This is a genomic window from Mucilaginibacter sp. L3T2-6, assembly GCF_030519355.1.
Lineage (GTDB): Bacteria > Bacteroidota > Bacteroidia > Sphingobacteriales > Sphingobacteriaceae > Mucilaginibacter.
On the sequence record NZ_JAUMKC010000039.1, the window covers coordinates 1 to 21,155 of the forward strand.

The 21,155-nt window shown below is 40.1% G+C and carries 21 protein-coding genes; 2 read left to right on the plus strand and 19 right to left on the minus strand.

What is annotated here, in order from left to right; genetic code table 11:
• Window positions 1–266: 266 nt before the first annotated feature.
• Both Q3W13_RS24930 and Q3W13_RS24935 read right to left on the minus strand, forming a co-directional pair.
• Window positions 267–1,589 carry a hypothetical protein gene (locus tag Q3W13_RS24930; protein WP_302868705.1) on the minus strand — a complete coding sequence of 441 codons (1,323 nt, stop codon included), beginning with the start codon at window positions 1,587–1,589 and terminating at the stop codon, window positions 267–269.
• A 2-nt stretch (window positions 1,590–1,591) separates the two neighbouring features.
• Window positions 1,592–2,686, minus strand: coding sequence for a HEPN domain-containing protein (locus tag Q3W13_RS24935; RefSeq protein ID WP_302868706.1), 1,095 nt, complete (start codon window positions 2,684–2,686; stop codon window positions 1,592–1,594).
• Window positions 2,687–2,815: 129 nt separating this feature from the next.
• Here Q3W13_RS24935 and Q3W13_RS24940 point away from each other — a divergent pair, with 129 nt between their 5' ends.
• The gene (locus Q3W13_RS24940) at window positions 2,816–3,214 is read left to right on the plus strand and encodes a helix-turn-helix domain-containing protein (protein ID WP_302868708.1); all 399 of its coding nucleotides are present in this window, start codon (window positions 2,816–2,818) and stop codon (window positions 3,212–3,214) included.
• A 106-nt stretch (window positions 3,215–3,320) separates the two neighbouring features.
• Here the strand turns inward: Q3W13_RS24940 and Q3W13_RS24945 are convergent, their stop codons facing one another.
• The 9 genes from Q3W13_RS24945 to Q3W13_RS24985 all read right to left on the minus strand — a co-directional run bounded on the left by Q3W13_RS24945 (window position 3,321) and on the right by Q3W13_RS24985 (window position 10,773).
• On the minus strand, window positions 3,321–4,466 hold the full coding sequence (locus Q3W13_RS24945; protein WP_302868710.1) for an IS481 family transposase: 1,146 nt from the start codon (window positions 4,464–4,466) through the stop codon (window positions 3,321–3,323).
• Between the two features lie 145 nt (window positions 4,467–4,611).
• The gene (locus Q3W13_RS24950) at window positions 4,612–5,226 is read right to left on the minus strand and encodes a hypothetical protein (protein WP_302868711.1); all 615 of its coding nucleotides are present in this window, start codon (window positions 5,224–5,226) and stop codon (window positions 4,612–4,614) included.
• 12 nt (window positions 5,227–5,238) lie between these two features.
• Complete coding sequence (locus tag Q3W13_RS24955; RefSeq protein ID WP_302868712.1) at window positions 5,239–6,198, minus strand: relaxase/mobilization nuclease domain-containing protein; 960 nt, start codon at window positions 6,196–6,198, stop codon at window positions 5,239–5,241.
• The gene (gene mobC, locus Q3W13_RS24960) at window positions 6,188–6,571 is read right to left on the minus strand and encodes a plasmid mobilization relaxosome protein MobC (protein WP_302868713.1); all 384 of its coding nucleotides are present in this window, start codon (window positions 6,569–6,571) and stop codon (window positions 6,188–6,190) included. Before mobC ends, Q3W13_RS24955 begins: the two co-directional genes overlap by 11 nt.
• Window positions 6,572–6,817: 246 nt before the next feature.
• On the minus strand, window positions 6,818–7,078 hold the full coding sequence (locus tag Q3W13_RS24965; protein ID WP_302868714.1) for a helix-turn-helix domain-containing protein: 261 nt from the start codon (window positions 7,076–7,078) through the stop codon (window positions 6,818–6,820).
• Between the two features lie 12 nt (window positions 7,079–7,090).
• Window positions 7,091–7,357: an AlpA family transcriptional regulator gene (locus tag Q3W13_RS24970; protein WP_274987915.1), complete on the minus strand. Its 267-nt coding sequence runs from the start codon at window positions 7,355–7,357 to the stop codon at window positions 7,091–7,093.
• A 163-nt stretch (window positions 7,358–7,520) separates the two neighbouring features.
• Complete coding sequence (locus tag Q3W13_RS24975) at window positions 7,521–8,282, minus strand: hypothetical protein (RefSeq protein WP_302868715.1); 762 nt, start codon at window positions 8,280–8,282, stop codon at window positions 7,521–7,523.
• 173 nt (window positions 8,283–8,455) lie between these two features.
• Window positions 8,456–9,265 (minus strand): hypothetical protein, encoded by an 810-nt coding sequence (locus Q3W13_RS24980; RefSeq protein WP_302868716.1) that lies wholly within the window; start codon window positions 9,263–9,265, stop codon window positions 8,456–8,458.
• An 83-nt stretch (window positions 9,266–9,348) separates the two neighbouring features.
• Entirely contained in the window at window positions 9,349–10,773 is a 1,425-nt protein-coding gene (locus Q3W13_RS24985) for a hypothetical protein (RefSeq protein ID WP_302868717.1), read from the minus strand.
• Window positions 10,774–10,827: 54 nt separating this feature from the next.
• Between Q3W13_RS24985 and Q3W13_RS24990 the strand changes: the two genes are divergently transcribed.
• Window positions 10,828–12,030 (plus strand): IS256 family transposase, encoded by a 1,203-nt coding sequence (locus Q3W13_RS24990; protein ID WP_302868734.1) that lies wholly within the window; start codon window positions 10,828–10,830, stop codon window positions 12,028–12,030.
• Window positions 12,031–12,095: 65 nt separating this feature from the next.
• On the opposite strand, the gene Q3W13_RS24995 is transcribed toward Q3W13_RS24990, so the two are convergent.
• The 8 genes from Q3W13_RS24995 to Q3W13_RS25030 form a co-directional block, all read right to left on the minus strand.
• Window positions 12,096–13,244 carry a hypothetical protein gene (locus Q3W13_RS24995; RefSeq protein ID WP_302868719.1) on the minus strand — a complete coding sequence of 383 codons (1,149 nt, stop codon included), beginning with the start codon at window positions 13,242–13,244 and terminating at the stop codon, window positions 12,096–12,098.
• A 55-nt stretch (window positions 13,245–13,299) separates the two neighbouring features.
• A complete protein-coding gene (locus tag Q3W13_RS25000) occupies window positions 13,300–15,027 on the minus strand; it encodes an SIR2 family protein (RefSeq protein WP_302868721.1) in 1,728 nt (575 codons plus the stop codon).
• A gap of 140 nt (window positions 15,028–15,167) precedes the next feature.
• Window positions 15,168–15,695 (minus strand): ORF6N domain-containing protein, encoded by a 528-nt coding sequence (locus Q3W13_RS25005; protein ID WP_302868723.1) that lies wholly within the window; start codon window positions 15,693–15,695, stop codon window positions 15,168–15,170.
• Between the two features lie 69 nt (window positions 15,696–15,764).
• Window positions 15,765–16,991, minus strand: a complete 1,227-nt coding sequence (locus Q3W13_RS25010) for a site-specific integrase (RefSeq protein WP_302868724.1) — start codon at window positions 16,989–16,991, stop codon at window positions 15,765–15,767.
• 918 nt (window positions 16,992–17,909) lie between these two features.
• Complete coding sequence (locus Q3W13_RS25015; RefSeq protein WP_173414956.1) at window positions 17,910–18,143, minus strand: helix-turn-helix domain-containing protein; 234 nt, start codon at window positions 18,141–18,143, stop codon at window positions 17,910–17,912.
• Between the two features lie 149 nt (window positions 18,144–18,292).
• Window positions 18,293–19,300, minus strand: a complete 1,008-nt coding sequence (locus tag Q3W13_RS25020) for an ATP-binding protein (protein WP_302868729.1) — start codon at window positions 19,298–19,300, stop codon at window positions 18,293–18,295.
• Window positions 19,301–19,706: 406 nt separating this feature from the next.
• Window positions 19,707–20,342 carry a hypothetical protein gene (locus tag Q3W13_RS25025; protein WP_302868730.1) on the minus strand — a complete coding sequence of 212 codons (636 nt, stop codon included), beginning with the start codon at window positions 20,340–20,342 and terminating at the stop codon, window positions 19,707–19,709.
• On the minus strand, window positions 20,339–21,155 hold an 817-nt coding region (locus Q3W13_RS25030), incomplete at its 5' end, for a relaxase/mobilization nuclease domain-containing protein (protein WP_302868732.1). The genes Q3W13_RS25030 and Q3W13_RS25025, both read right to left, overlap by 4 nt.

Sequence of the window (21,155 nt, forward strand, 5' to 3'; positions counted from 1 at the left end):
ATGGATTTTTCTTTAACTTTTAAAACAGCCGATAAGTAATCTTCAACAATTATTTGCGAAAGTCTTAGAATACGGGCAAGCCGCTGAAAAACAAAACAGTATTGCCCGCTTGTATAGCCTTGACGTTTTATTCCGGCATGGGCTACCTTTGCGGCGGATGGTGATTGAGAGGCTACGTTAAAGGGCAACTGCGCTTTATTCTTGCGGTGAGGCTGACAGCGTAAGAATGGAGCCGTTTGCCGCAACCGCTTACCACCATGCAATGTTTATATGCCAGTCATGGTTTTAACCAGATTGTAATCATAGCCTATTCTCTTACCTGATCTGTCAAAAAAGAAAACAACATATTTTTCACTTAGCGGGCTTAAAAAGTTCACATCAAACTCACTGAAATGCTCAGTTAATACAGTTATCTTATTTTTATTGTCCATCATCCATATCAATAGTTCATCATCTTGGATGCTGTTCATCAAAAACCCGGTATGCGTTTCCTCGTCAAAAACTAATAAATGCGGTTTATGGTCTACCGCAATTGCTTTACTTCCGACCATCACATTTACGGTGAGAGTAAAATTTTCCTTTTGATAAGTAAGATCAAATGTTAGAGTTGGCCGCTCTAAACTATATCGGCAGCCCCGCATAAACATTTTCATAGGTCGCTCCCTCAAATACTTTAGCCACCATAAGTAATAGCTTTGATTATACGGATAGTTTGCCAGTACAGGTAATACCTTTTGCCATAACTCAAAAACTGTTTGTTTAGCTTCTTTCCAGGTCTTTCTGTTTCGGTTTGCCGCAATGCTCAAAGGTTTAACTATGCCATATATGGTTTTGCTGTAATCGTCTAATTGCTGTTGTAACTCATGACCGTTATTTTTAGCAAGTAGCTTATCAGGCAAAATAAATTTAGTAAAGCTTACGACTTTTGAGCCGTCCTTGCTTGTTATGCCATAGAATGGCAGTAGAAGTGGAAAATGGCGATTTCGGAAACGACCAGTTGCAAAGCAAACCGCATAAGCATAGATAGCAGTATCACCCGGTTTTATAGTATGTATTTGATCTGTTGGGTTCGCTAATAAAGGCGGTTGGTCATCAGGGAATTGCAAACCACTGCGGTAGATAGTGCCAAATTCCGGTTTACTTGAAACGGTTATACGCTGTTTACCTAACTCTATTTCAAGGAATTTTTTTGCTTTACCATTCTCATAGTAGCCTGGCCAATAAATTTCCTGAAAGTCGAAACCCTCTGTAAGCCAACACATGCTATGTAACCCTATAAAAGCATGATAGCAAAGTTTATCACCGGGCATACCGCATGTACACGCCACATGCAATTCATCATGCTCAACGTGCAGATATAAATGATTTTCGGAGCCATCATTAGGGTTAACCTTAACAGTCAGGATACTATTCTCAAAGCTGATAAGCAGATAATGATTACCCATATAAGCTTTTCTTCCTTTCGGCGGCTCGTAATGCTCTGCAAGGTTTTCGCGTGTCAGGCGCTGGCGCGACGACTTAAACGGCATCGCGTAAAAAAACATTTCGGACGGAATGATTACCGCCTCTTTTCTTTTTTTTGCAGGCATAGTCATTCTGTTGTTAGTTCTACTTCGGTGTTGTTGCTTTCCTTGTTACTTATTTCTGTGCGAAGATTATTTATCCAGTCAAGGCAAATATTTTCTGCTAATTCCACAAATGCAGCAACCTTTTCTAAAATATTGATTGCGTCCGCTTCGTCTATTTTAAAATCTTCCTTATATCGGGCATGGCCATAGCTGTCCCGGAGAATTTGAAATAGCCTTTCAGATTCCGGATCGCCGGGGAGAAATAAATTAGCGGGTCGTTCTGAAATAAACCTACATAAGTTCAATAGGCGTGCAATGTTATGTAAATCAATCCGATAGCCAGTATGCACTTTTATAATTGCTATGCAAGCCTGCTCAACCGCCTGATGAAGCGAGAAAACACCGTTCTCAAAGAATTTTTCATTACGGATGCAGATAGATGCACTGTGTAAAAAGCCCGATGCCATTCTTATATGGTCGTGAAACCGCCTTTCAGCCTTTTCAAGTGTATTAGCTGGGTTGAGTTTCGGCATTTCAATATCAAGGAAAGTTTCTTTGTCGTGGTACAGGGTAATGCCTTTAAATGCGGTGACAAAAAAACGGTTGCCCTGTGCTATGGCATTCCGGGTATTTTCAAAGCTGTGCGATAAGGCGGTTACCTTAAAGCTTTTAAAGTGGTTATTAATGTAGTCCTGTATTTCATGTTCAACCCGCTCTGAACCTTTTGTGATGAATAATAGAAAATGGTGCAGGTCGATGGCAACGCCGGGACTTAAATCACCGAAAGCATTGAAATCGTTTGATATATTACTTTTCCGGGCAAAACAAAAGATATGTGACAGATTATATTTTTCCGCTACTTTCTGTATTAGCTCATCCATTTCTTTGCCCTGTTCCTCTGTTGCATAATGGTCATCTACCAAGTCTTCAATGGGAAATTCCCGATTAAGTGCCGCTTCTAAAACCATTATGCGTTCACGCGCCTGAGCCAATAATTTTTTATAGGCCGTTTCTATTACCGTATCGATTTCCATAGTGATACCCGCTATGGTGATACGCGACCCGTTAATGATTACATTATTCATCACCGAGCCATTGAAAAAATTAATGTTGTTCATATTGTTGAATTTTGATTACCGTTCAAATCAAAATTCAAGGCGGCGGGCTGCGTATAGAACTCAAAACCTGTGTTATTTACTCGCTATTGCGGTTTCTTTACCGTTATAATTTCTTTGTATATTTGATTTATGGAAACATCTGCTAAACCCTCAAACAATCATATAGGTAGGAAAATTGGCCGCATTCGCGAGATGCGTGGTATCAAGCAAGATACGCTTGCTACCGAATTAGGCATAAGCCAACAAGCGATATCTCGGATTGAACAGAGCGAAACTATCGAGGATGAGGTATTAGAAAAGATTGCCAAAATATTGGGTGTAACAACAGAGGCTATAAAAAATTTTACCGAAGAAGCAGTAGTTAACTATTTTAACAATACATTCCACGGTAGTAATCATGGCCCATTTTACCATTGCACGTTTAACCCGTTAGATAAACTGTTGGAATTAGTCGAGGAAAATAAAAAGCTATACGAACGCTTGGTTCAAGCAGAAAGAGAAAAAAACGATCTTTTAACAAGTAAATAAATATTTCAATCAGTAATGATTATTTGAAAAATACTGTCGTTAGGTGATTAGGTGACGATTGTGATAAGGTGTAATAGCCACAACTTGATCTGACAGTTGTTGGGTTTTAAAAGTTGTCAGATGGGTTCTGTGAATATAGCTTATTTTGTGCAAATCCGACAGACGCAGCTTTTATCTCATCACTTTGTGGGGTGAGAGATAAAAGCTGGTCTTCGGCCAGTCTCTCCAGTAGCTTTTCCTGTGCCATCGGAATGCTGTCCATAAAGGTCTGCATAGGTGTTTTTCCAAAGCAATACCTCCCGCTGTGTGTCCGCTCATTGTTGTAATTAAGCATCCATTTATCCAGGTCGGCCTGTAGTTCAGCGATGCTGCGATAAATCTTCTTTCGAAAAGCAATAGCGTAGAACTCATCCTGAATGGTACGATGAAAGCGTTCACAGATGCCATTGGTCTGCGGGCTTTTCGCTTTGGTCTTGCTATGATCTATGTCTTCGATCGCCAGGTACAATTGGTATTCATGCTGCTCTCTCGCCCCGCAATATTCGGTGCCTCTGTCGGTTAACACCCGAAGTAAACGCAGGTCATGCTGTTCAAAGAATGGCACCACTTTATCATTAAGCATCTCGGCTGCTACCAAGGCGTTCTTACGGTCATATAGCTTGGTAAAGGCTACTTTGCTATAGGTGTCGATAAAGGTCTGCTGGTAGATGTGTCCCACGCCTTTAATGTTGCCAACATAGTAGGTGTCCTGAGCGCCTAAGTAACCGGGATGATGCGTCTCGATCTCACCATGTGCTTTCTTTTCTTCTTTGGCTTTTTCCAGCGCTATCACCTGTGCTTCGGTGAGTACCAATCCTTCCTGTGCCGACTTAGCTTCCAGTGCTTTTAAACGAAGCTTGAATGTGTGTAGATCGTGGCGGAGCCAGATACTTCTTACGCCGCCCGGAGATATGAGGATGCCTTGCTTTTTAAGCTCGTTGGATACTCTTAGCTGGCCTAAAGCCGGTTGTTCTATAGCCATCTCTACAACAGCTTTTTCTACGTGCTCTTCAACCCGGTTCTTTAAAATAGGCTTTTTACGGCTGATCTCCTGCAAGGCCAGTTCGCCACCTTGTTCGTAAAGTTCCTTGAATCGGTAGAAGCTATCACGGGAGTAGCCCATTACTTTGCAGGCTTGTGATACGTTTCCTAAATGCTGGGCAAGCTCTAATATGCCCAACTTGTTTTTGATGATCTTTGCTTGTGTTGTCATTATTCTAATCTCAGTTACGTTCTTTAATTTATTGTAACTGTCAGATTAAATCGTGACTATCTCAGATAAGGTTTAGGTTGAAAGCCAGGCGCAATGCCCGGCTTTTGTTTTTTTCAACACCATGCTTAATTGTTAATTTGGCAACTCATTTTAATTTGTGTTTTTTAAGCTTTTCTAATCGTTGCTTTGCATCCTCATTTTTTTCTTTCGCCTGCTTTGCATCCAATTCAGCATCTAATAGTTCTTTACGATGTTCAATATTTATTTCTGCCTGATTAAGTAGCGTGTCTTTATTAACCAAATATGCACTATCGACTTGATCGGCCACTCTCGGATAAAATCCCTGCACAATTTTATACTTGTCTTTATAATCCGACCGACTACTTAACTCGAAAACCAAAACGACAACCACTCCAATCGACACAGCGGCAAACCCAATTAGAGATAATATTATCCTAACTACAAATCTTGATTTGGTATCAAACTCTATTTTATTGCGAATAGGTACTTCCTTTGGAAATGATTTTAATTGCTGGCCATATATGTCTAATTGATTTCCGTATTGCTTTAGTTGATCGTTGATTTCTGTTGTATTCATTATTTTGATCTCGGCAACAGTTTTTTCTAACTCTTTGATTTGATTGGGCATAGCTTCAAGGTTTGAAGCCTCCAATTTGCTTTGCCGCTTTTCAAGTTCAGTATACTTTCGCGATAAGCTATCTATGATCTCCTGCTGTAAATTATCTTCGTGGTTTTCCATAATTCTAAATGTTTAAATTCTCATACCTCTGCTTTGTTCTTCATCCTCGCCCTGGCCTTTCTTTCTGCGTTTACGGGGTGGTTCGGGGTCGGTAGCGATTACTGGCATCTGACCGAACAAGTCAAGTGCTGCGCCAAATACTTGCTTCGCCGTACTTTCTTGTTCTTTCCCTTGCTGGGTAGCTAATACGTCCCGTAATTGCTGCGCTAACGATGGCTGCTGATCTGCTACCTGTTTTTCTTTAACTTGCTCCTGTAGCTGCTTGGTCAGGTTACCATAACTCAAACTGCGGTCAATTTCAGAGCCTTTAAAAGTGTACTTGCCCTTGCTGAAACTAACTCCCTGTATCTCCAGTGTGCCGCTTTTTAACTTGTACTGTGTGGTGATGCCTTGTTTTGCCAATGCCTGCTTTAATTGCCCCATCGTGGTTACCTGCTTGCTTGCGGTTTTAATCTTGTCGTACAACTCGTACTTGACCTTATCGGCACCTTTAAGCTGCTCCCGGTTCACTTGTTTCTTGTCTAAAGCAATGAACAGCCCATGCTGTAAAGTGAGCGCCTTAGTAACCTTAATGCTTTTATACTGCTGAAAACTATCAGCAATGGTTTTACCATCATTATTAACCCTGTTATAAACGATATGCAAATGCGGGTGTGCTTTATCCTGATGCCGGACTATCAAAATCTGCGTGTTGTCAATCTTCATTCTTTGTAGGTAGTCTTTGGCTATGGCCGTCATCAGGTCATTGGTCAATCTATCTCTATCATTTGCACTAAATCCTAATGCGATGTGACCAACCGCCTGACCCAACCCGGGATTAAGTTTCCGCTGCATATTAAAATCTGCTATCATGTGCTTTACATGATCTGTTCTAATGCCATTGGCAAAAAGCAACTCGGCATCTTTCTTCAATACATTGTATTCCACAACGCCACCAAAACTTCTGCCGGGCTTGGGTATTTTAGCGATCATCGTTATTGAAGTATTTTAATGCCTGGTCAATATCGTTTAAAACCTCGCTGCATTTTCGTGCAACGGACAGCAGCCCATCCCGATGGGCAAGCTTGGTCAACTGGTTTAAGTTGTTGGCAAGTCCTGTCATCATGCGCATTAGTTTCATATCCTCCACAGATAGCCGGGCAATAACTCGCGCTGACTTTATAGCATCTCTTACAAAATCGCTTAGGCTCATTCCTGCATCTTTAGCCCGCCCATTGTATAATATTCGCTCGGTAGCAGTCAGTCGGATTTTGGCGTGGGATTCACGCTTGATACTGGCTTTCGGCCTGCCGCCTTTGTGCTTCGGCTTTGGTATTTTCGTCCCTGTCATTAATGTGGTTTCCATACACTTATATCATCCTTAAATCTTCTTTCCCTTTTTGCGACCATCGGGAGCAAAAAGCAAGTTTGCCGTCCTGCCGAAGGCACGGGCGGAGTTTTCGGGTACCGAAAACACAAACTTGCTTCTTATCGGCAAATGGGTTTGGTTAACGGCCTCCGGCCTGTCTGTCCATATATACAGCTATACCGTAAGCGGTATGCTGTGCCGCCGTTTCACCAAAGCTTCGCTTTGGGCTTCGTACACGAAGCCCTACTTGCCGTTGCCCTCCAAAAGTGTTTCAATGTCCTCCCGCTTGTAATAAAGGAGGCCGCCGATCTTGGTATATTGGAGCGTGCCGTTGACCCTTAAATTCTGCAAAGTGCCGGGGGAAATGTTAAGCAACTTCCTGACTTCGTAGCTTTTCAACCACTGCTTACTTTGACCCTGACCGGGCTTTAAAAGCCCTTTGATCTCGTATAATAAGTTCTCCAACTTTTTCAAATCCTCTTTCGTGATAAACTCGATGTTCATTTTGCCCTCCTGTTAATCTTTAGTTTTTTGTTGCATGATTTTGAGCACTTCGCTCTTTTTGAAATACACCCGTTTATGCAGGCGCAAATAGGGTAGGCCCTTTTTCATCCAGTCCGTAAGCGTGACCAATGACACGCCCAATTCTTCGGACAGTTCTTGTTTGGACAATAGCCGTTCGTCCTGTGGCGAGGTTTCGCCCATCTTAAAATGCTCCTGTAATTCTGCCCTGACTGCATCCCTGACACACCGGCTTAGGGCTTCCTGGTTGATGATTTCCATGAAGCAAATGAAAATAAAAAGGTGCCGCGGGCGTGACCACGCGGAATTGCGTGGTTAAATTGACGGCGTTTATAACAAGCTATAGCAAGCTTATACGCTACTGAAATTCAGTCTATTGCGGCTTGCGAAAAGAGAAAAAAAGTGCGGTTAAGTTTGGACGGTTCTAACTCCGCTTCCGGGCGGGTTTGAGTTGAAACAGTCGTAGTTCCGAAGGGATTTTGGCGTATTTCGAGCCGGGGTTATTCTTATCGGCGGGGAAATAACGACGTATGGTTTCTAAACTGATCTCGTTATTACCCTCTCTGAAATACTTGGCGATCATCTTGCACCAAACGATCTGCGTTTGGGAAAACACCAGTTCTTTACCATCGTCAGGTAACATGGCTTCCTGCGCTTGCAGGCATATATCTAAAAAACTTAACAGGTAGCCATCTGCAATATTGATATATTCTTGCGTTTCTAACTTCCTTGCTGCTTTCAGGTCTTCCTTTAATGTGGCTATTTCTACCTGCTGTTTCCTGATCTCATCCTGTTGGTCGGCAATGATTTCAGGAAGTGTTTTTTGCGTGTTCCACTGGTCAATAGAGCGTAGGTATTTTTGAAAGCTAAGCAGCTTATCAAGTATTTCTATATCCAACGCATGGCTTGAATTAAAAGGGTCTTTGGTTTCTATAAACTTGATACGCCTCAAAACGATCTGCCAAACGAAAGAAAAAAAATCCTGCTCACCGTTAGGCTCCTTATTTAAAAAGTATGCCAAGTGGTATAGGTAATAGGCGGCGTATTCGACTTCGGGTAGGGTGAACAGCTTCTTTATAAATAGGTTATCCTCGTAACCTTTCTTCAATCCAACAAATACACCTATTTCATATTTATGTGGGTTGCGGTCGTAAGGCTTATGCGGTTTAAAGTATTTATTGGGCATCGTTTCAGGTTAACTAATCTAATAGTATTGTAACGCCCTTTGCCGAAATTTGGTTTTTATTAAATATTGTCATTAAAGTATGCTGATAGTTTGTACAGTGGTCGTTTTAAATTTCTGATGGGCTACAAGTTGCGGCATCAATTTTCAGAATCTAATTTCCTCGTCTTAATTGCTCACTTGCTGGCTTTTTTGTTATTATCATTCCCTGTCAGTGTGTCAAAATCTTTAACCTCATTTAATAAAGTTCGCCTAACTCCATTCTGCTGGTATGAATAATGCGGACTTATAACAACTCCATGCATTCCTTCTTTTCGTCTAACAATCATCTCCATAGCGATATAAACGTAGACCTGCTTTTCAATACCGTTTTTTTGTTCATCAGTGAAATCTCTGTCGGCTAAAACTAGGTCTCTGACCTTTTTATTGCGGTGCAAATCAACAAGTGCCGCCTGAATATTTAACGGCTCTAACTTTTCAGCGTTATACATCTTAATCTGAAAATGTGAAATGTCTTTAAAGAAGACTTGTGGCAGATCACTTCTTTGTAAAATCAGCAAACGCCTTTCATTGCCTCTACCATAAAATGGCAGCTCTAAAACTTGCACACCATTATAATTATCGCTTTCAAGGCCATCAATCGGCTGTCCGCCGTTAAAGAAAGAAAAATCCAACCCCCAATTTATTATCACATGCCGTTCCGGATCAAGCTTTAACAAGTCGATACCAGCAAAAAAATCTTCCTGAGTTAACCAATATTCCTTATGTCGCGGAACATAATTAAGAATATTGAACATCTGAGTTTTTATATGTTCAGCCATCGATTGGGCATATATAGAACCATGATTTGCAGAATCTGCATCCGTATCATCGGTGAACGGGGCTTTTTCCAGTAACCCCTTAATACCAGGAATTGAATGCCATGTGTATGGCCGTTCTATTTCATCTGAAAAAATATCTACATAAGGCTGAATAGCATTTTGCAATATTCGTGTACTTAATACTTTAAAGTTGTTTAACTCTTTTTCAGAAATTTCATTTTCTATTTCAGATCGTTCATAGGCTTTGTTTACACTTTTATCAGGTTGTCGATAAAATCAATGGGTTTGATTTTTCCGTTCTGTACACACCATTCATCGGTCAAAGAGCCTAATCCCACACTATCCATCAATTCACGATTATTGTACAGTTCCTCGACCAATCGTTTAAAATGACCTAAGTTTTCTATCCACTCCCTTTTCTTAACTTTCATCTGCGGAATGGCGGGGTAAGCTAAAGGGCGCATATAGGTATAATATTCGATAATGGAATACTGCCTTAAAAATAAAAGAGCGGCTGTTTTTCCTGTCCAATACTTAACCAAGTTTTCAGAATTAAGCCCCTCAGTTTCCGGGTACCAATACTTATAACCGATGAAAGGAAAATTATAATAATAGGCATCCCAAAATTTGAAAAACACCTCAAACACCTCATCCATGTACTCTGGCAAAAGCGCATATTTGGGCGGCGCATCTGTCGAATACCGGAATATTCTTTTGATGCAATCCCATCTACCTCGGTAGAGTAGCAGGCCGATCAGCGCCTGGTTAAATTCCAAGAACCTTTTACGCTGACCATCACGGTAATCAATCGCATCTTGATTAATGATTTTAAGTTCACCGTTCTCATCGCTCGTTTCAGCAGATATTCCGCGAAGCTCTGAAACAAAATGCTGGTGTGCTACAGGCCAGTATTGCATCACCATATCATCGCGCTCAAAGTTTACGGCTATGGTCAGGCATCGCCATAAACATGAAAAAGTTTCCTCGCTGATCTGCGTATCGTTACCAATCAGCCAGGCACCGCCCACGGTTAAATGTTCAAGAAACCCGAAACGGCGTTCTTTCAAATGAGCAAGACGCGAAACCGTATTAATAATAAGCGTATAAAAAGTGTCAGGATAAACTACAGGATGCCCTTTATGTTTTTTTGCATGCTGAGAAAATAGTTTAGTAATGTGTTCATGAATTATTCTGGCAAAAGCGTCTTTATTGTTTTCAACGGAAAAATATAATATATCTCCCAAAGCCTTAAAATACTCGTTATTGGCATCATTTTCTTTTTCAATAAAATAGGCAACTATTTTGGAAGGTGTGTAATAGGTTATTATCCGTCCTACAAACATCAGAAATGTGATGACCAAGAACGTGGTGGATAGAAATAACAGATATGTTGTAAGGAGATTAATAAACAGGCATTTGTTTAAAGTGTATAAGTTAATTAATGCATACACTCCCACTAATACCAGTGCCGTTATGAAAAACACATTAAATAACTTCCAGCGCAGTTCTTTCTTAAATAAATCGACAATTATGATCGATGCATATTTTTCATCAAGATGAGAGATAACCTGTAATAAGATTGGGTAACCAACACTTAAAATGCCAATAATGAAATAAATGCATAGATCTGCGACACTCATATTAGGTTGAGAGTGTAAAATAAACTGTGTCACAAGTTAAGAACATTAACTTAGTAACACATAAAATGCATAAAGAAGAAGCGCTCGATTACGAGCAAAATGAAGAAGAAAGCCCTTGAGCAATTACGTTCGGGCAAATCATTGTATGGCAAAGACGGCGCATTTGCGCCGCTGTTGAAGTCCTTTCTGGACGCAGCCCTGGAAGCGGAGCTAGAGAGCCACCTGGACGAAGAAGAACGCAGCACAGGCAACCGCAAGAACGGCAAGAGCAACAAACAGATCCGCACATCAGACGGGACGATCACGGTCAATACTCCTCGCGACCGGCATTCCAGTTTTGAGCCGGAACTGATCCGGAAACGGGAAACCATTTTAGCCGGAAGCCTGGAGTCAAAGATTTTAGGTATGTACGGCCTTGGAATGAGTTTCAGGGACATCTCCAAACATATCAAGGATATGTATGACACCGAGATCAGCCATGCCACCTTATCAGCGATTACCGACAAGATCATTCCTGAAGTAAAAGAATGGCAATCGCGGCCGCTGGATGAACTATACACGATCGTATGGCTGGATGCTATGCATTACAAGGTGAAGGAAGACCACCGGATGGTGTCGCATGCCGTTTACAACATTCTGGGTATTGACCGTCATGGTCATAAGGAGCTTTTAGGAATGTATGTTTCTCAGAGTGAAGGTGCAAACTTCTGGCTGTCAGTATTAACCGATTTGCAGAACCGGGGGGTAAAGGATATTCTGATTGCCTGTATTGATAACCTGAACGGCTTCCCGCAAGCTATCAGCGCCGTGTTCCCTCAAACCGAGATACAAACCTGCGTGGTGCATCAGATACGCAACAGCCTGAAGTATGTAGCCTCTAAGGATCAGAAAGCGTTTATGAAAGACCTTAAGCCGGTTTACCAGTCCGAAACGCTGGAGCTGGCGGAATTGCGGCTGGATGAGTTGGAAGAAACGTGGGGGAAGAAATACCCAAAGGTGCTGGAATCCTGGCGGAATAACTGGTCTAAGCTGACCACCTATTTCCGGTATGACCCGGCTATCCGTAAACTGATCTATACCACCAACACGATTGAAGGCTTTCACCGGCAGCTCAGGAAGGTAACCAAAACAAAAGGCGGGTTTACATCCGACATGGCCCTGTTAAAGCTGATCTATCTGGCCCATAATAACATCAGCCAGAAATGGACCATGCCGCTTAATAACTGGGCCATGACCGCACAAAAACTGGCCATTTGGTTCCCAGGTAGAATGGTATTAGATTTGAGCTGAGCAATCAACCGACCCGCCCCATGGGGCGGGTCGGTTGACACAGTTTATTTTACAGACCCATTAGGTTAAATAAAATCGTTTGAAAAATATCGTTCTTCAATGTCACTTGGGCCCAGTCGAATTGCTGAAGCGGGAATGGGATTTCTATCGTTAATTAATTTTTGAATACCATAGACCATCAACGAGATATTTAAGTTTTTTAATTCCCAAAAAAGCTCCAGTATCATTTTATGCTTCTCATCGCCCTTTGGCTTTCTGGGAATTTTATCATACAACCGATAATGCACCCCGCCGTGGGCAACTTCATTTCTTATTCTAAAACAGTCTATTAGCAACTGATTAATTTTGCTCGCCTCTGATTTATTTTTGGCAACAATAAGTGAAGAGACTAATCGCATAGTTTCAGTGGAGGTATCATTGCCAAAGAAGCTTTCAAGAGTAAATACTAAGTCAAGAAAATTGTCAATGGTTATATAGTCAGACCTAACCGCTTTAATGAAACGATGAAACGACCAAATATCCTTATGCCAGACCTTAGCGAGCATAGCCCAAATTTCTTTGAGGGTATCAAATCTCTCTTTTTCAACTAACAGCGGATAAGCCAGTATATCTGAATGTTCATCAAGAACGTATTTGGTATTGCCGGCCATAAATAACAAACCGCTTGATTGTGGTTTCGTTGATTCATGAGAGTTAGAATGAGTGGGATAAGTAAGGTGTAATCCGAATATAAAAAAAGAACAAATATCATTGGCAATTGAAATCATGCGGAGCCGTAGAATATCAAAATCGATATTCCAATTCAATACTTTTTCAATATCTTTTTCTTCATCAAGTTTAAGGTTTTCGGAATAAGTGAAATCTCCGTTAAACTTTATTTCAACGATTACTAAGCCATGGGCATGCCTTAAATTTCCACGATTTATTATGTGTTGAAAATCAGGAAACTTTCCAATTTCCGCTTCTATTATTCGTTCAGCCTCATTAGTGTTGCTCATAGGAGCAACTGTAAAAGGATATAATTTAATTTTAACTTGCTCAATTGAATCGATTGTAGCTTTATCGACTTCAGCTTGTTTATCAAATGTAGTCTGACGAGTCAAATAACTTTCATTACCAAAATAAACCTTACAATATTCAGTAATGTCAAATTCAAAATATTTGTCTTTGCTTCTTATGCTGGTGTGAAGAAACCATTTAAATGTATGTTCCAAGGTTTTAAAATTAGGTTTATAACAAGATTTGATAAACTATCACACTTAGTCGTTATTATCTAAAATGGATGTCCTCTAAATAATTCATCAGTTTGGTATTCGCTGCCAAATAATCCGCATAACTTTTGAATAATGTTTTATTGGCTAACTCGAAATCTTCCTTTTTTTCTTCAGCCTCCTTGATCTTTCTATGTACAATTGTTTCCCGCTTGTACATGCTTTTCATTCTCCAGGCGAAACGTCCCAACGGCGTCCAATGATCTCCTGCCTGCGATATAAAGGCAAGTGAAAACGTATATTCAAAATAGTCGAAATAATTGATATAATCATTTTCATTGGTAACGAGCGGCTCGAACATCGGCTTAAGTTTAGTAAATAAATACTCACTAAACGGGGTATGTTGATTGGTGCCGTTCATTTTATTAAACCAATCCTTTTCAATTACTTTTTCCGGGTATATTTCGTCTATCAGGGGTTCATCCTTTTCGGAATATTTTGACCACCTACCCATAAACAATATTTCATGCAGTAACTCGAAATCCTTCGTAACCAAAGCAGAAAGTCCGATTACGTAGGTAAGATAAAGCATAGGAAATCTTTGAAAATTTGACCACATCGTATAACTTCTCGCATTATCGGGCGGGTACAGAAATTTACCAAATGCCTTCAACCAAATCATTCTATGGTAGCTTTTCCCCCAATAAATACCATTGATCAGCATGATGCTTAATGTATTTAGCTTGGTAAAATTAACTTCCAGTTCTATTTTGAGAGCCTCCAAAGTGGGTTGCGGGAACTGGCGCTGGTTGATATAGAGTGCAACATCATTAGCCTCTGCTATAACCAGATCGTGTAATGAAATTTTGTACTCCTCTTTGGCAATAAACTTTTTTAGCTTGGCTAAGGCTAATTCGGCATTAAGCGGATGTTGCAACTGTAAGGTTTCAATGGCTTCGATGTTCTCATTCAATCCTTTAAAAAACTGATCTGCATCTGCTATTTGCAATAAGACACCCTTTCTGAAAGCCGACAATGATTCCAATTCTGTTGTCGGCTTACCTTTAAAAGTAAAATAGTTGCCGTAGCGGAACTTATTTGAAGACTTTAGTAAATCAACAATCGCGATATCCCAGGCAGCCGACCAGCCACAGGTAATCAAGCCAAAATTCTCAAATATGTAGCGGAGCAAATTTTCAGTGTGAGGTTCGTAAGCCGTAAGCTCACTTTTGATATTCAGAAACTTGGTATCTAAATAATCCCCGTTGATTTTGATGAGCGTAATAGGGTTATGAATTAGCGGCTGAACGTTATCGATGTGATTGGGATTGGAGATTACCGTTGGCTCAATACCCTCGTCTTTTAGTGCATTTTCAATGAGCCTGTCAAAGTTTGTCGTGATGATAACCTTAATAATCCCTTTTTTTACCAGTTGAGCAATCTGGCGGTGGGCAATCGTAGGCTGCTTGAGCTTTTCCTCGAACTCATCCTCATTCGGCTCGAAATATCCTCTAAGTGCATTTACCCTTTCTTCTTGCGTATGGGTAACAGCCTCTAAAATATCCGAGTAATCCGGCTCTTTGTTATACTTTTCTTTATACCAATCTTCAGCAGAACCACTAATGGTTTCTTTATGCAGGGCAGCAAGCTGCTTGATTTGATCAACGACTATTTCCCAACCAGTTGGAATACCTGCACTTCTTGATATTCCAGATCCTAAAAAAAGTGCATAAACACCTTTATTGTGGTATAGAGAATATGATAAGGTGGTTATATTTTCAATCATAATTCAAATATAAGATCAAACCGCTCTAAAAGAATTATGATAATAAGGAGTTAACAAATAATGCAGATTATTTGCACAGAAGTGGAATTGGATAAAACAAAGCCCTTTAAATTTAAAGGGCTTTGTTTTAGGGGAGTCGTTTAATCTTGGTCTGGTTTGTAACCAATTCTTCGTCTTGCCTGTGGACGCTTATTTTTGTCGATCAACTCGTCCAGATATCTAAAAACGATTTCCATATTCTTATCCTGATTGTCAAGCCTCTTCTTAATCAATTCTATTTCTAAGCGCAATTCGGTGTTATCAAGTAACATTTGCCGGATTCGGGTAAAAATCCGCATCACTTGAATATTGACTTTTATAGCTTGTTTGCTGTTCAGCACGCTCGAAAGCATCAAAACGCCATGTTCAGTAAAAACGTTAGGTGGGTTTCTTCGACCTCCCCAACTTGAGGTCGCAAATTGCGACCTCAAGTTGGCAAACTCGTCATCTGTGAGTTTAAACATAAAGTCTGCGGGAAACCGATCAACATTACGTGCGACTTGCTCATTCAAACGTTTAGTAGGAACGCCGTATAATTCAGCTAAATCCTCGTCTATCATGACTTTTTGATCTCTGATAAAATAAATTTTACTCATCAGGGTTTCATCGGTTATTAAGGTATTTTCCATCTTACTAAGTTTTAAACTGTATTTAAAAACTTGCGGTCGCAAATTGCGACCGCAAGTTTACTCGTGTGATTATTGCAGGCGGGCACTTAAGGCAGCCATATCATCGTTTATTTTGCTTTCTATAACCTTAGCATAAATCTGTGTCGTGGTCAATTTGGTGTGCCCTAACAGCTTGCTTACAGTCTCAATCGGAACACCATTGGTTAAGGTAACTGTTGTAGCGAATGTGTGCCGTGCAATATGAAATGTCAGTGGTTTGGTTATGTCGCACATATCAGCTATTTCTTTCAGGTAGCTATTTAATTTTTGATTGCTTAGCGTAGGCAAAACTTTACCCTCCGCCAGTGCTTGCGGATGACCCTTATATTTCTCAATGATCGCCAAAGCTTTTGGCAGTAAAGGCACTCTAACAGGTTCGTTGGTCTTTTGCCTGTTAGTCATAATCCAAAGGTTGCCTTTTGACTGCTCTATCAGGTTGGCGGGTGTCAGATTGTAAACATCAATGTAAGCAAGGCCAGTGTAGCAACTGAAAATAAACAGGTCTTTAACAACCTGTAGCCGTACGATATTGAAATATTTGTTCTCAATCCTTGCCAATTCATCTTTGGTTAAATATTCGCGCTCTACTTTATCAAACTTTAGTTGATATGCCTGAAACGGATTGCGGTCTAACCATTCCAACCTAACAGCAAGGTTCACCATCTTACAGAACCTTTCAAGGTGTTTCATCAAACCATTATTCTCTAATTTCTTTTGCCCTTTTTCCGGGTTCCTGTTACGTAGGAAAAATTCAAAGTCGGTAATAAACTTATAGGTTAATTCAGAAAGGTATTTATCGGTGGTGTTAAACCGCTCCTGTATAAACTCTTTGAGATACTTTTGGGTAGTAAAGTAGTTTTTCAACGTACCTTGCTCCAATACCTGCGCCTGTTCGGTATTGTGATAGGACATCAGCTTGCATAGGGTAAATTCTGCCTGATCTTCGCCTGTAAACTTATCTTTTACTAATTCAGCCGTAATGAGCTTCTTTTGTAATAATAGTTTTTGGTAGCTTTCTACGATTCCGGAGCGGTATTGCTCTAAGTAATTGTTCAGCTTTACAACTTCTTCTTTGCTGCCTTTAGCCATACCCTTGTTGGCATTCCAGTTGGCAGGGTCAATGGAACGCTTTACTGAAACATCGGTACGATGCCCGTTTACAGTAATTCTCGCATAGATAGGTGTTTTTCCGTCATTGGTGATTTTATACTTTCTTAGGTAGAAGATCACGCCAAAGGTGTTGTTTTGTGTTTTCATATTCGTCAATTTTTATTTTGCAATAGCTTCAGATTGACGGGCTTCGATACGCTTTAGCAGGCGGGCGATTTGCCCGTTGATTTGAAACACTGCAAAGGGCACCAAAACCAATCAAAATAAATCAAATAACATATTGACTATCAGTTACTTATGCGCTATTTGTGCCCAAATATAAACGATAGATTTGGGGCACCGAATAGGGTACATTTTCTTTGATATAACTTGAATGAATTGGGGTGGAATAAAATAAAAAAGCCCCTAAATCATAGATTTAAGGGCTTTTTGGTATCGCTTGACACCGTAAGCGTCGGGATGGCAGGATGATTATCCTGCTCCTTAATGCGTTGATTATATGAAAGTTATCAAGTTGACTTGTGAAAATGGTAACCGAATGGGTCTCATTTTATTAGACTTCATTTGATCGCATTTGTATCACTAAAGCACTCGTAACAGATAGTCAATGAACTTGTTATGCAAATATAATAAATCTTTTTCACTTAAAAAAGCCTATTTATTCGCCATACTGTTCATCTTTGGGTCTAAAGAACGACCGCCCCTTAATCATCATGTAAGCAACCGAAAGCGCTTAGCCGGGTAAAATGTCAAGGGCGAGCCAGCCGCTGAAAAGCGGACAATTCGGCTCGCTCCGTATACCCTTGACGTTTTATCCCGGCGTGGGCTATCTTTGCGGCTATGGTGAATGAGGGGCAACTATGCAAACGGCAATTGCTGTTTGCATTGCAATGAGGCTGGCAGCATAAGAATGAAGCCGCCTGCCGCAGGCGGTGATCTTTCCAGATATTGTATATATTTAATTCTAATACGATTGAAAAAATAGCTGAATGCAAGAAACCTTGCAACGTTTAACATGGTTGAAAAAGGAAATGCTATTTAAAAAGCAACAGAACGTTGCAATATTTAATTCTTTTTAAATCTTAATAACTCATCGGGTTCAACTTCTAAAGCTTTCGCGAGTTGCAGTACAGTTAACAAAGTGATGTTGACCATGCCGCTCTCGTAACGTTGAATATCAGCATAATCCACATTACAAAGCAATGCCATTTTCCTAAATGATAGTTTTTTAGACAGTCTTAATGATTTAAGATGTTTTCCGAATAGTGCTAATTGTTCTCTGTCTGTTTCGCTAACCATTTTTCCTGTGAAATGATTAGGAAAAATGGAATATTAAAAATTCAAAAACGTTGGCTTATTCCCCAACAAAATTTAACTTAAAATACAAAGATGGTTCACAGTGAATTCTCTTAGTTGGTTATGGATACACTTAAATACAAAATTAATTGCTATAGTCTTATATAAAATTTAGTTCCCCGTCCCTCTGTCGACTTAAAATATATCTGGCCACCATGTTGTTCAATACATTGTTTACTGAAACATAGTCCAAGTCCCGTGGAGGGTTCTCCGTTAGTGCCTATTCTGCCAGCAGCAGTAAATTTTTCGAATACATCGTTTTGATATATTTCGGGTATACCAATTCCCGCGTCCAGAACTTTTAATATGATCTGGTTGCGCTCGATCTTAGTACTCATTTTGACGGTTGAGTTTGGATAAGAGAATTTAATAGTGTTTGAAATTACATTTTGTATGGCGCGTTTTAACCGCGCACGGTCAATCTCTTTTACAAATTTATCGTTAGAAATGTTCGTTTCTACTTTTATACCTTTTAACAGACATAACCCTGATTGCTCCGTAATACAGATTTTAAAAAACTCATTTAACTCAGTTAATTCCTTTACGAGAGGTTTATTTTCATCAATTTCAACATATAAAAGATCGTCAAGAATTTCCATCGCATGCTTACAAGAAAAAGTACATAACTTTATAAACTCCTGGGTTTCCTGATCTGTAACCGTCGTATCAAGCAACTTGATCAAGCTACTCAAATTACTAATTGGATTACGCAAATCATGGATTACTTTCTGATACTGCTGTTGGGTTTCACTTACGAACTGGACTAATCGTTCAGTAATTCTTTTCATGGTAATCACGCCCAAAAACTTCCCGTCATCATAGACCGGCAGACAGTCATTTTCTGTTTCTTTCATCAATTCAAAAGCCTCAAAAATACTCTGCTCGGGGCTAACTTCCGGTTTGCTGATATCAAAATCAATTACATTAAGTGCGTCCGCATTGTGATGCAAATCCTTTAAGGTTAAGACGCCTATCACACGTTGTTCTTCGTCAATGATTGCGAGATACAGATTTTCTATCAACCACATGTATACAACCCGCGTATCCTCCAAAATAGATGCACCTGGAACTTGCCTGTCAATAAGATTAATAACTTTCATAACTATCCGGTTTAGGTATATAATTAGCTCTCGTCGTCAGCAGAATTACCTTTCCTGATAATAAACTTTCGATTTACAAACCTCAATTGTTCAATAATTCATAGTATACTCACTAAACAAATGTTATACCCAATTCCAACCATACTTCACTCACTTATATTATTGAATTGTTGTACGGAGCAAGATAAATAAATGTTGGTGAATTCCACAACATTTTTCTTTAAAAACGCTTGGAGATTTGATCTAAACAATTAGCTTTGCATTATATAATAAACGTGGTCATTTGACAAACTGTCATTCACCCGTTTAATTGTGATAAGGTTTAGGTTAAAAGCCGCCCGGCAGAGTGATGGGTGGCTTTTATTATTGATAGCCTAATCCGCCACGAAAACGTTGTAACCCGTTATTACTTTTTTTGCTTCTTTAAGTGTCTTAGTTTCTGCTGTGCCTCTTTACTCATTTTAACTGCTTGCTGTGCGTTAATTTCCGCATCTAATAATTGCTGACGACGGGTTATATTAATGTTTGCCTGCCTAATCAGTTTGTCTCTGTTAACGAGGTAACCACTATCTACCTGTGCCGCAACTTCAGGGTAAAAACCTCGTACCAGTTCATATTTGTCTTTAGCTTCTGAACGACTTGAAAGTTCAATCAATAACATGACTACCATTGCAATTAAAATCGCGACGGCTAAACTCAACCATAGGACAATCTTAATCACAAACTTGGATTTTATATCAAATTCAATTCTGTTCCGAACAAGTATATATTTCGGTATGGCCTGTAATTTTTCACCGTAAACTTTCAGTTGGCTTCCATATTCGTTAAGCTGTTCCCAAAAATTTGTCATTTTCATTTCTTTTATTTCAGTTATAGACTTGTCTAAATCTTTAACCTGCGCCGGTAATTGTTCTAAATTCAAGGCCTCTATTTTACTTTGCCGCTTGTCGAGTTCAATATATTTCTTAGCCAAACTTTCAACAATTTCCTGCTGTATATTATCTTCATGTGCCATAATAATTTCTCTTATTAATTCAATCATCGACCAATGCCCATGCTTTGGTCTTGTTCTTCACCGTGACCTTTCTTGCGTCTCCGTCGAGGTTCTTCCGGTTCGCCGCCGCCTGAACTGCTTGTTTTCAATAGCTTTCCGAAGACTTCGTCTATGATGCTGGCATCTGCCTGTCTGCTCGTTTCCCTACTTCTCTCTGTTGCAATTGCCTGCCGTAACTGATCGGCCAAACGGCGTTCCTGAACCGGGCTTTGCTGCCGAGCGGTTTTTTCCTGCTGTTCGCGTACCTGCGACTGATCACTGATCTGCTTGCTTAGCCTGCTATAGCTTAAACTGCGGTCTAATTCTGACCCTTTAAACTTGAACTCGCCCTTACTAAAAGTGATACCCTGCTTTTCAAGCGAACCGCTTTTGTATTTATACAGTATACCAATGCCTTGCTTCGCTAATTCCTGCTTTAGCTCGTTCATGCTGTACACCTTTTGGCTAACCGCTTTTATGGCGTCGTGTAACTCATACTTTACCTTATCTATGCCCTTTAGTTGCTGACGATTAACGTTTTGCTTATCCTGTGCGATAAACAGGCCATGCTGCAAGGTGAGCGACTTGCAAATCTTAATGCTCTTTTGCCGTTGAAAGTTATCGGCTATGGTCTTGCCATTGTGGTTTACCCGGTTATAAATGATATGCACATGCGGATGCTCCCGGTCTTTATGACGTACCATTAAAACCTGCGTGTCCTGTATCTTCATGCGTAACAAATATGCCTGGGCGATACTGACCATTTTTTCATCGGTTAATATGTCTTTATCGTTAGGGCTCCAGCTTAATGCAATATGCCCG

Excerpts from the sequence above, each read along its gene's own strand:
- Q3W13_RS25010 (WP_302868724.1), bottom strand. The coding sequence starts at position 16,991 with ATGAAAACACAAAACAACACCTTTGGCGTGATCTTCTACCTAAGAAAG.
- Q3W13_RS25005 (WP_302868723.1), bottom strand. The coding sequence starts at position 15,695 with ATGGAAAATACCTTAATAACCGATGAAACCCTGATGAGTAAAATTTAT.
- Q3W13_RS24935 (WP_302868706.1), bottom strand. The coding sequence starts at position 2,686 with ATGAACAACATTAATTTTTTCAATGGCTCGGTGATGAATAATGTAATC.
- Q3W13_RS25025 (WP_302868730.1), bottom strand. The coding sequence starts at position 20,342 with ATGATTGAATTAATAAGAGAAATTATTATGGCACATGAAGATAATATA.
- Q3W13_RS24945 (WP_302868710.1), bottom strand. The coding sequence starts at position 4,466 with ATGACAACACAAGCAAAGATCATCAAAAACAAGTTGGGCATATTAGAG.
- mobC (WP_302868713.1), bottom strand. The coding sequence starts at position 6,571 with ATGGAAACCACATTAATGACAGGGACGAAAATACCAAAGCCGAAGCAC.
- Q3W13_RS24970 (WP_274987915.1), bottom strand. The coding sequence starts at position 7,357 with ATGGAAATCATCAACCAGGAAGCCCTAAGCCGGTGTGTCAGGGATGCA.
- Q3W13_RS24950 (WP_302868711.1), bottom strand. The coding sequence starts at position 5,226 with ATGGAAAACCACGAAGATAATTTACAGCAGGAGATCATAGATAGCTTA.
- Q3W13_RS25000 (WP_302868721.1), bottom strand. The coding sequence starts at position 15,027 with ATGATTGAAAATATAACCACCTTATCATATTCTCTATACCACAATAAA.
- Q3W13_RS24965 (WP_302868714.1), bottom strand. The coding sequence starts at position 7,078 with ATGAACATCGAGTTTATCACGAAAGAGGATTTGAAAAAGTTGGAGAAC.
- Q3W13_RS24940 (WP_302868708.1), top strand. The coding sequence starts at position 2,816 with ATGGAAACATCTGCTAAACCCTCAAACAATCATATAGGTAGGAAAATT.
- Q3W13_RS25020 (WP_302868729.1), bottom strand. The coding sequence starts at position 19,300 with ATGAAAGTTATTAATCTTATTGACAGGCAAGTTCCAGGTGCATCTATT.
- Q3W13_RS24975 (WP_302868715.1), bottom strand. The coding sequence starts at position 8,282 with ATGCCCAATAAATACTTTAAACCGCATAAGCCTTACGACCGCAACCCA.
- Q3W13_RS24955 (WP_302868712.1), bottom strand. The coding sequence starts at position 6,198 with ATGATCGCTAAAATACCCAAGCCCGGCAGAAGTTTTGGTGGCGTTGTG.
- Q3W13_RS25015 (WP_173414956.1), bottom strand. The coding sequence starts at position 18,143 with ATGGTTAGCGAAACAGACAGAGAACAATTAGCACTATTCGGAAAACAT.
- Q3W13_RS24930 (WP_302868705.1), bottom strand. The coding sequence starts at position 1,589 with ATGCCTGCAAAAAAAAGAAAAGAGGCGGTAATCATTCCGTCCGAAATG.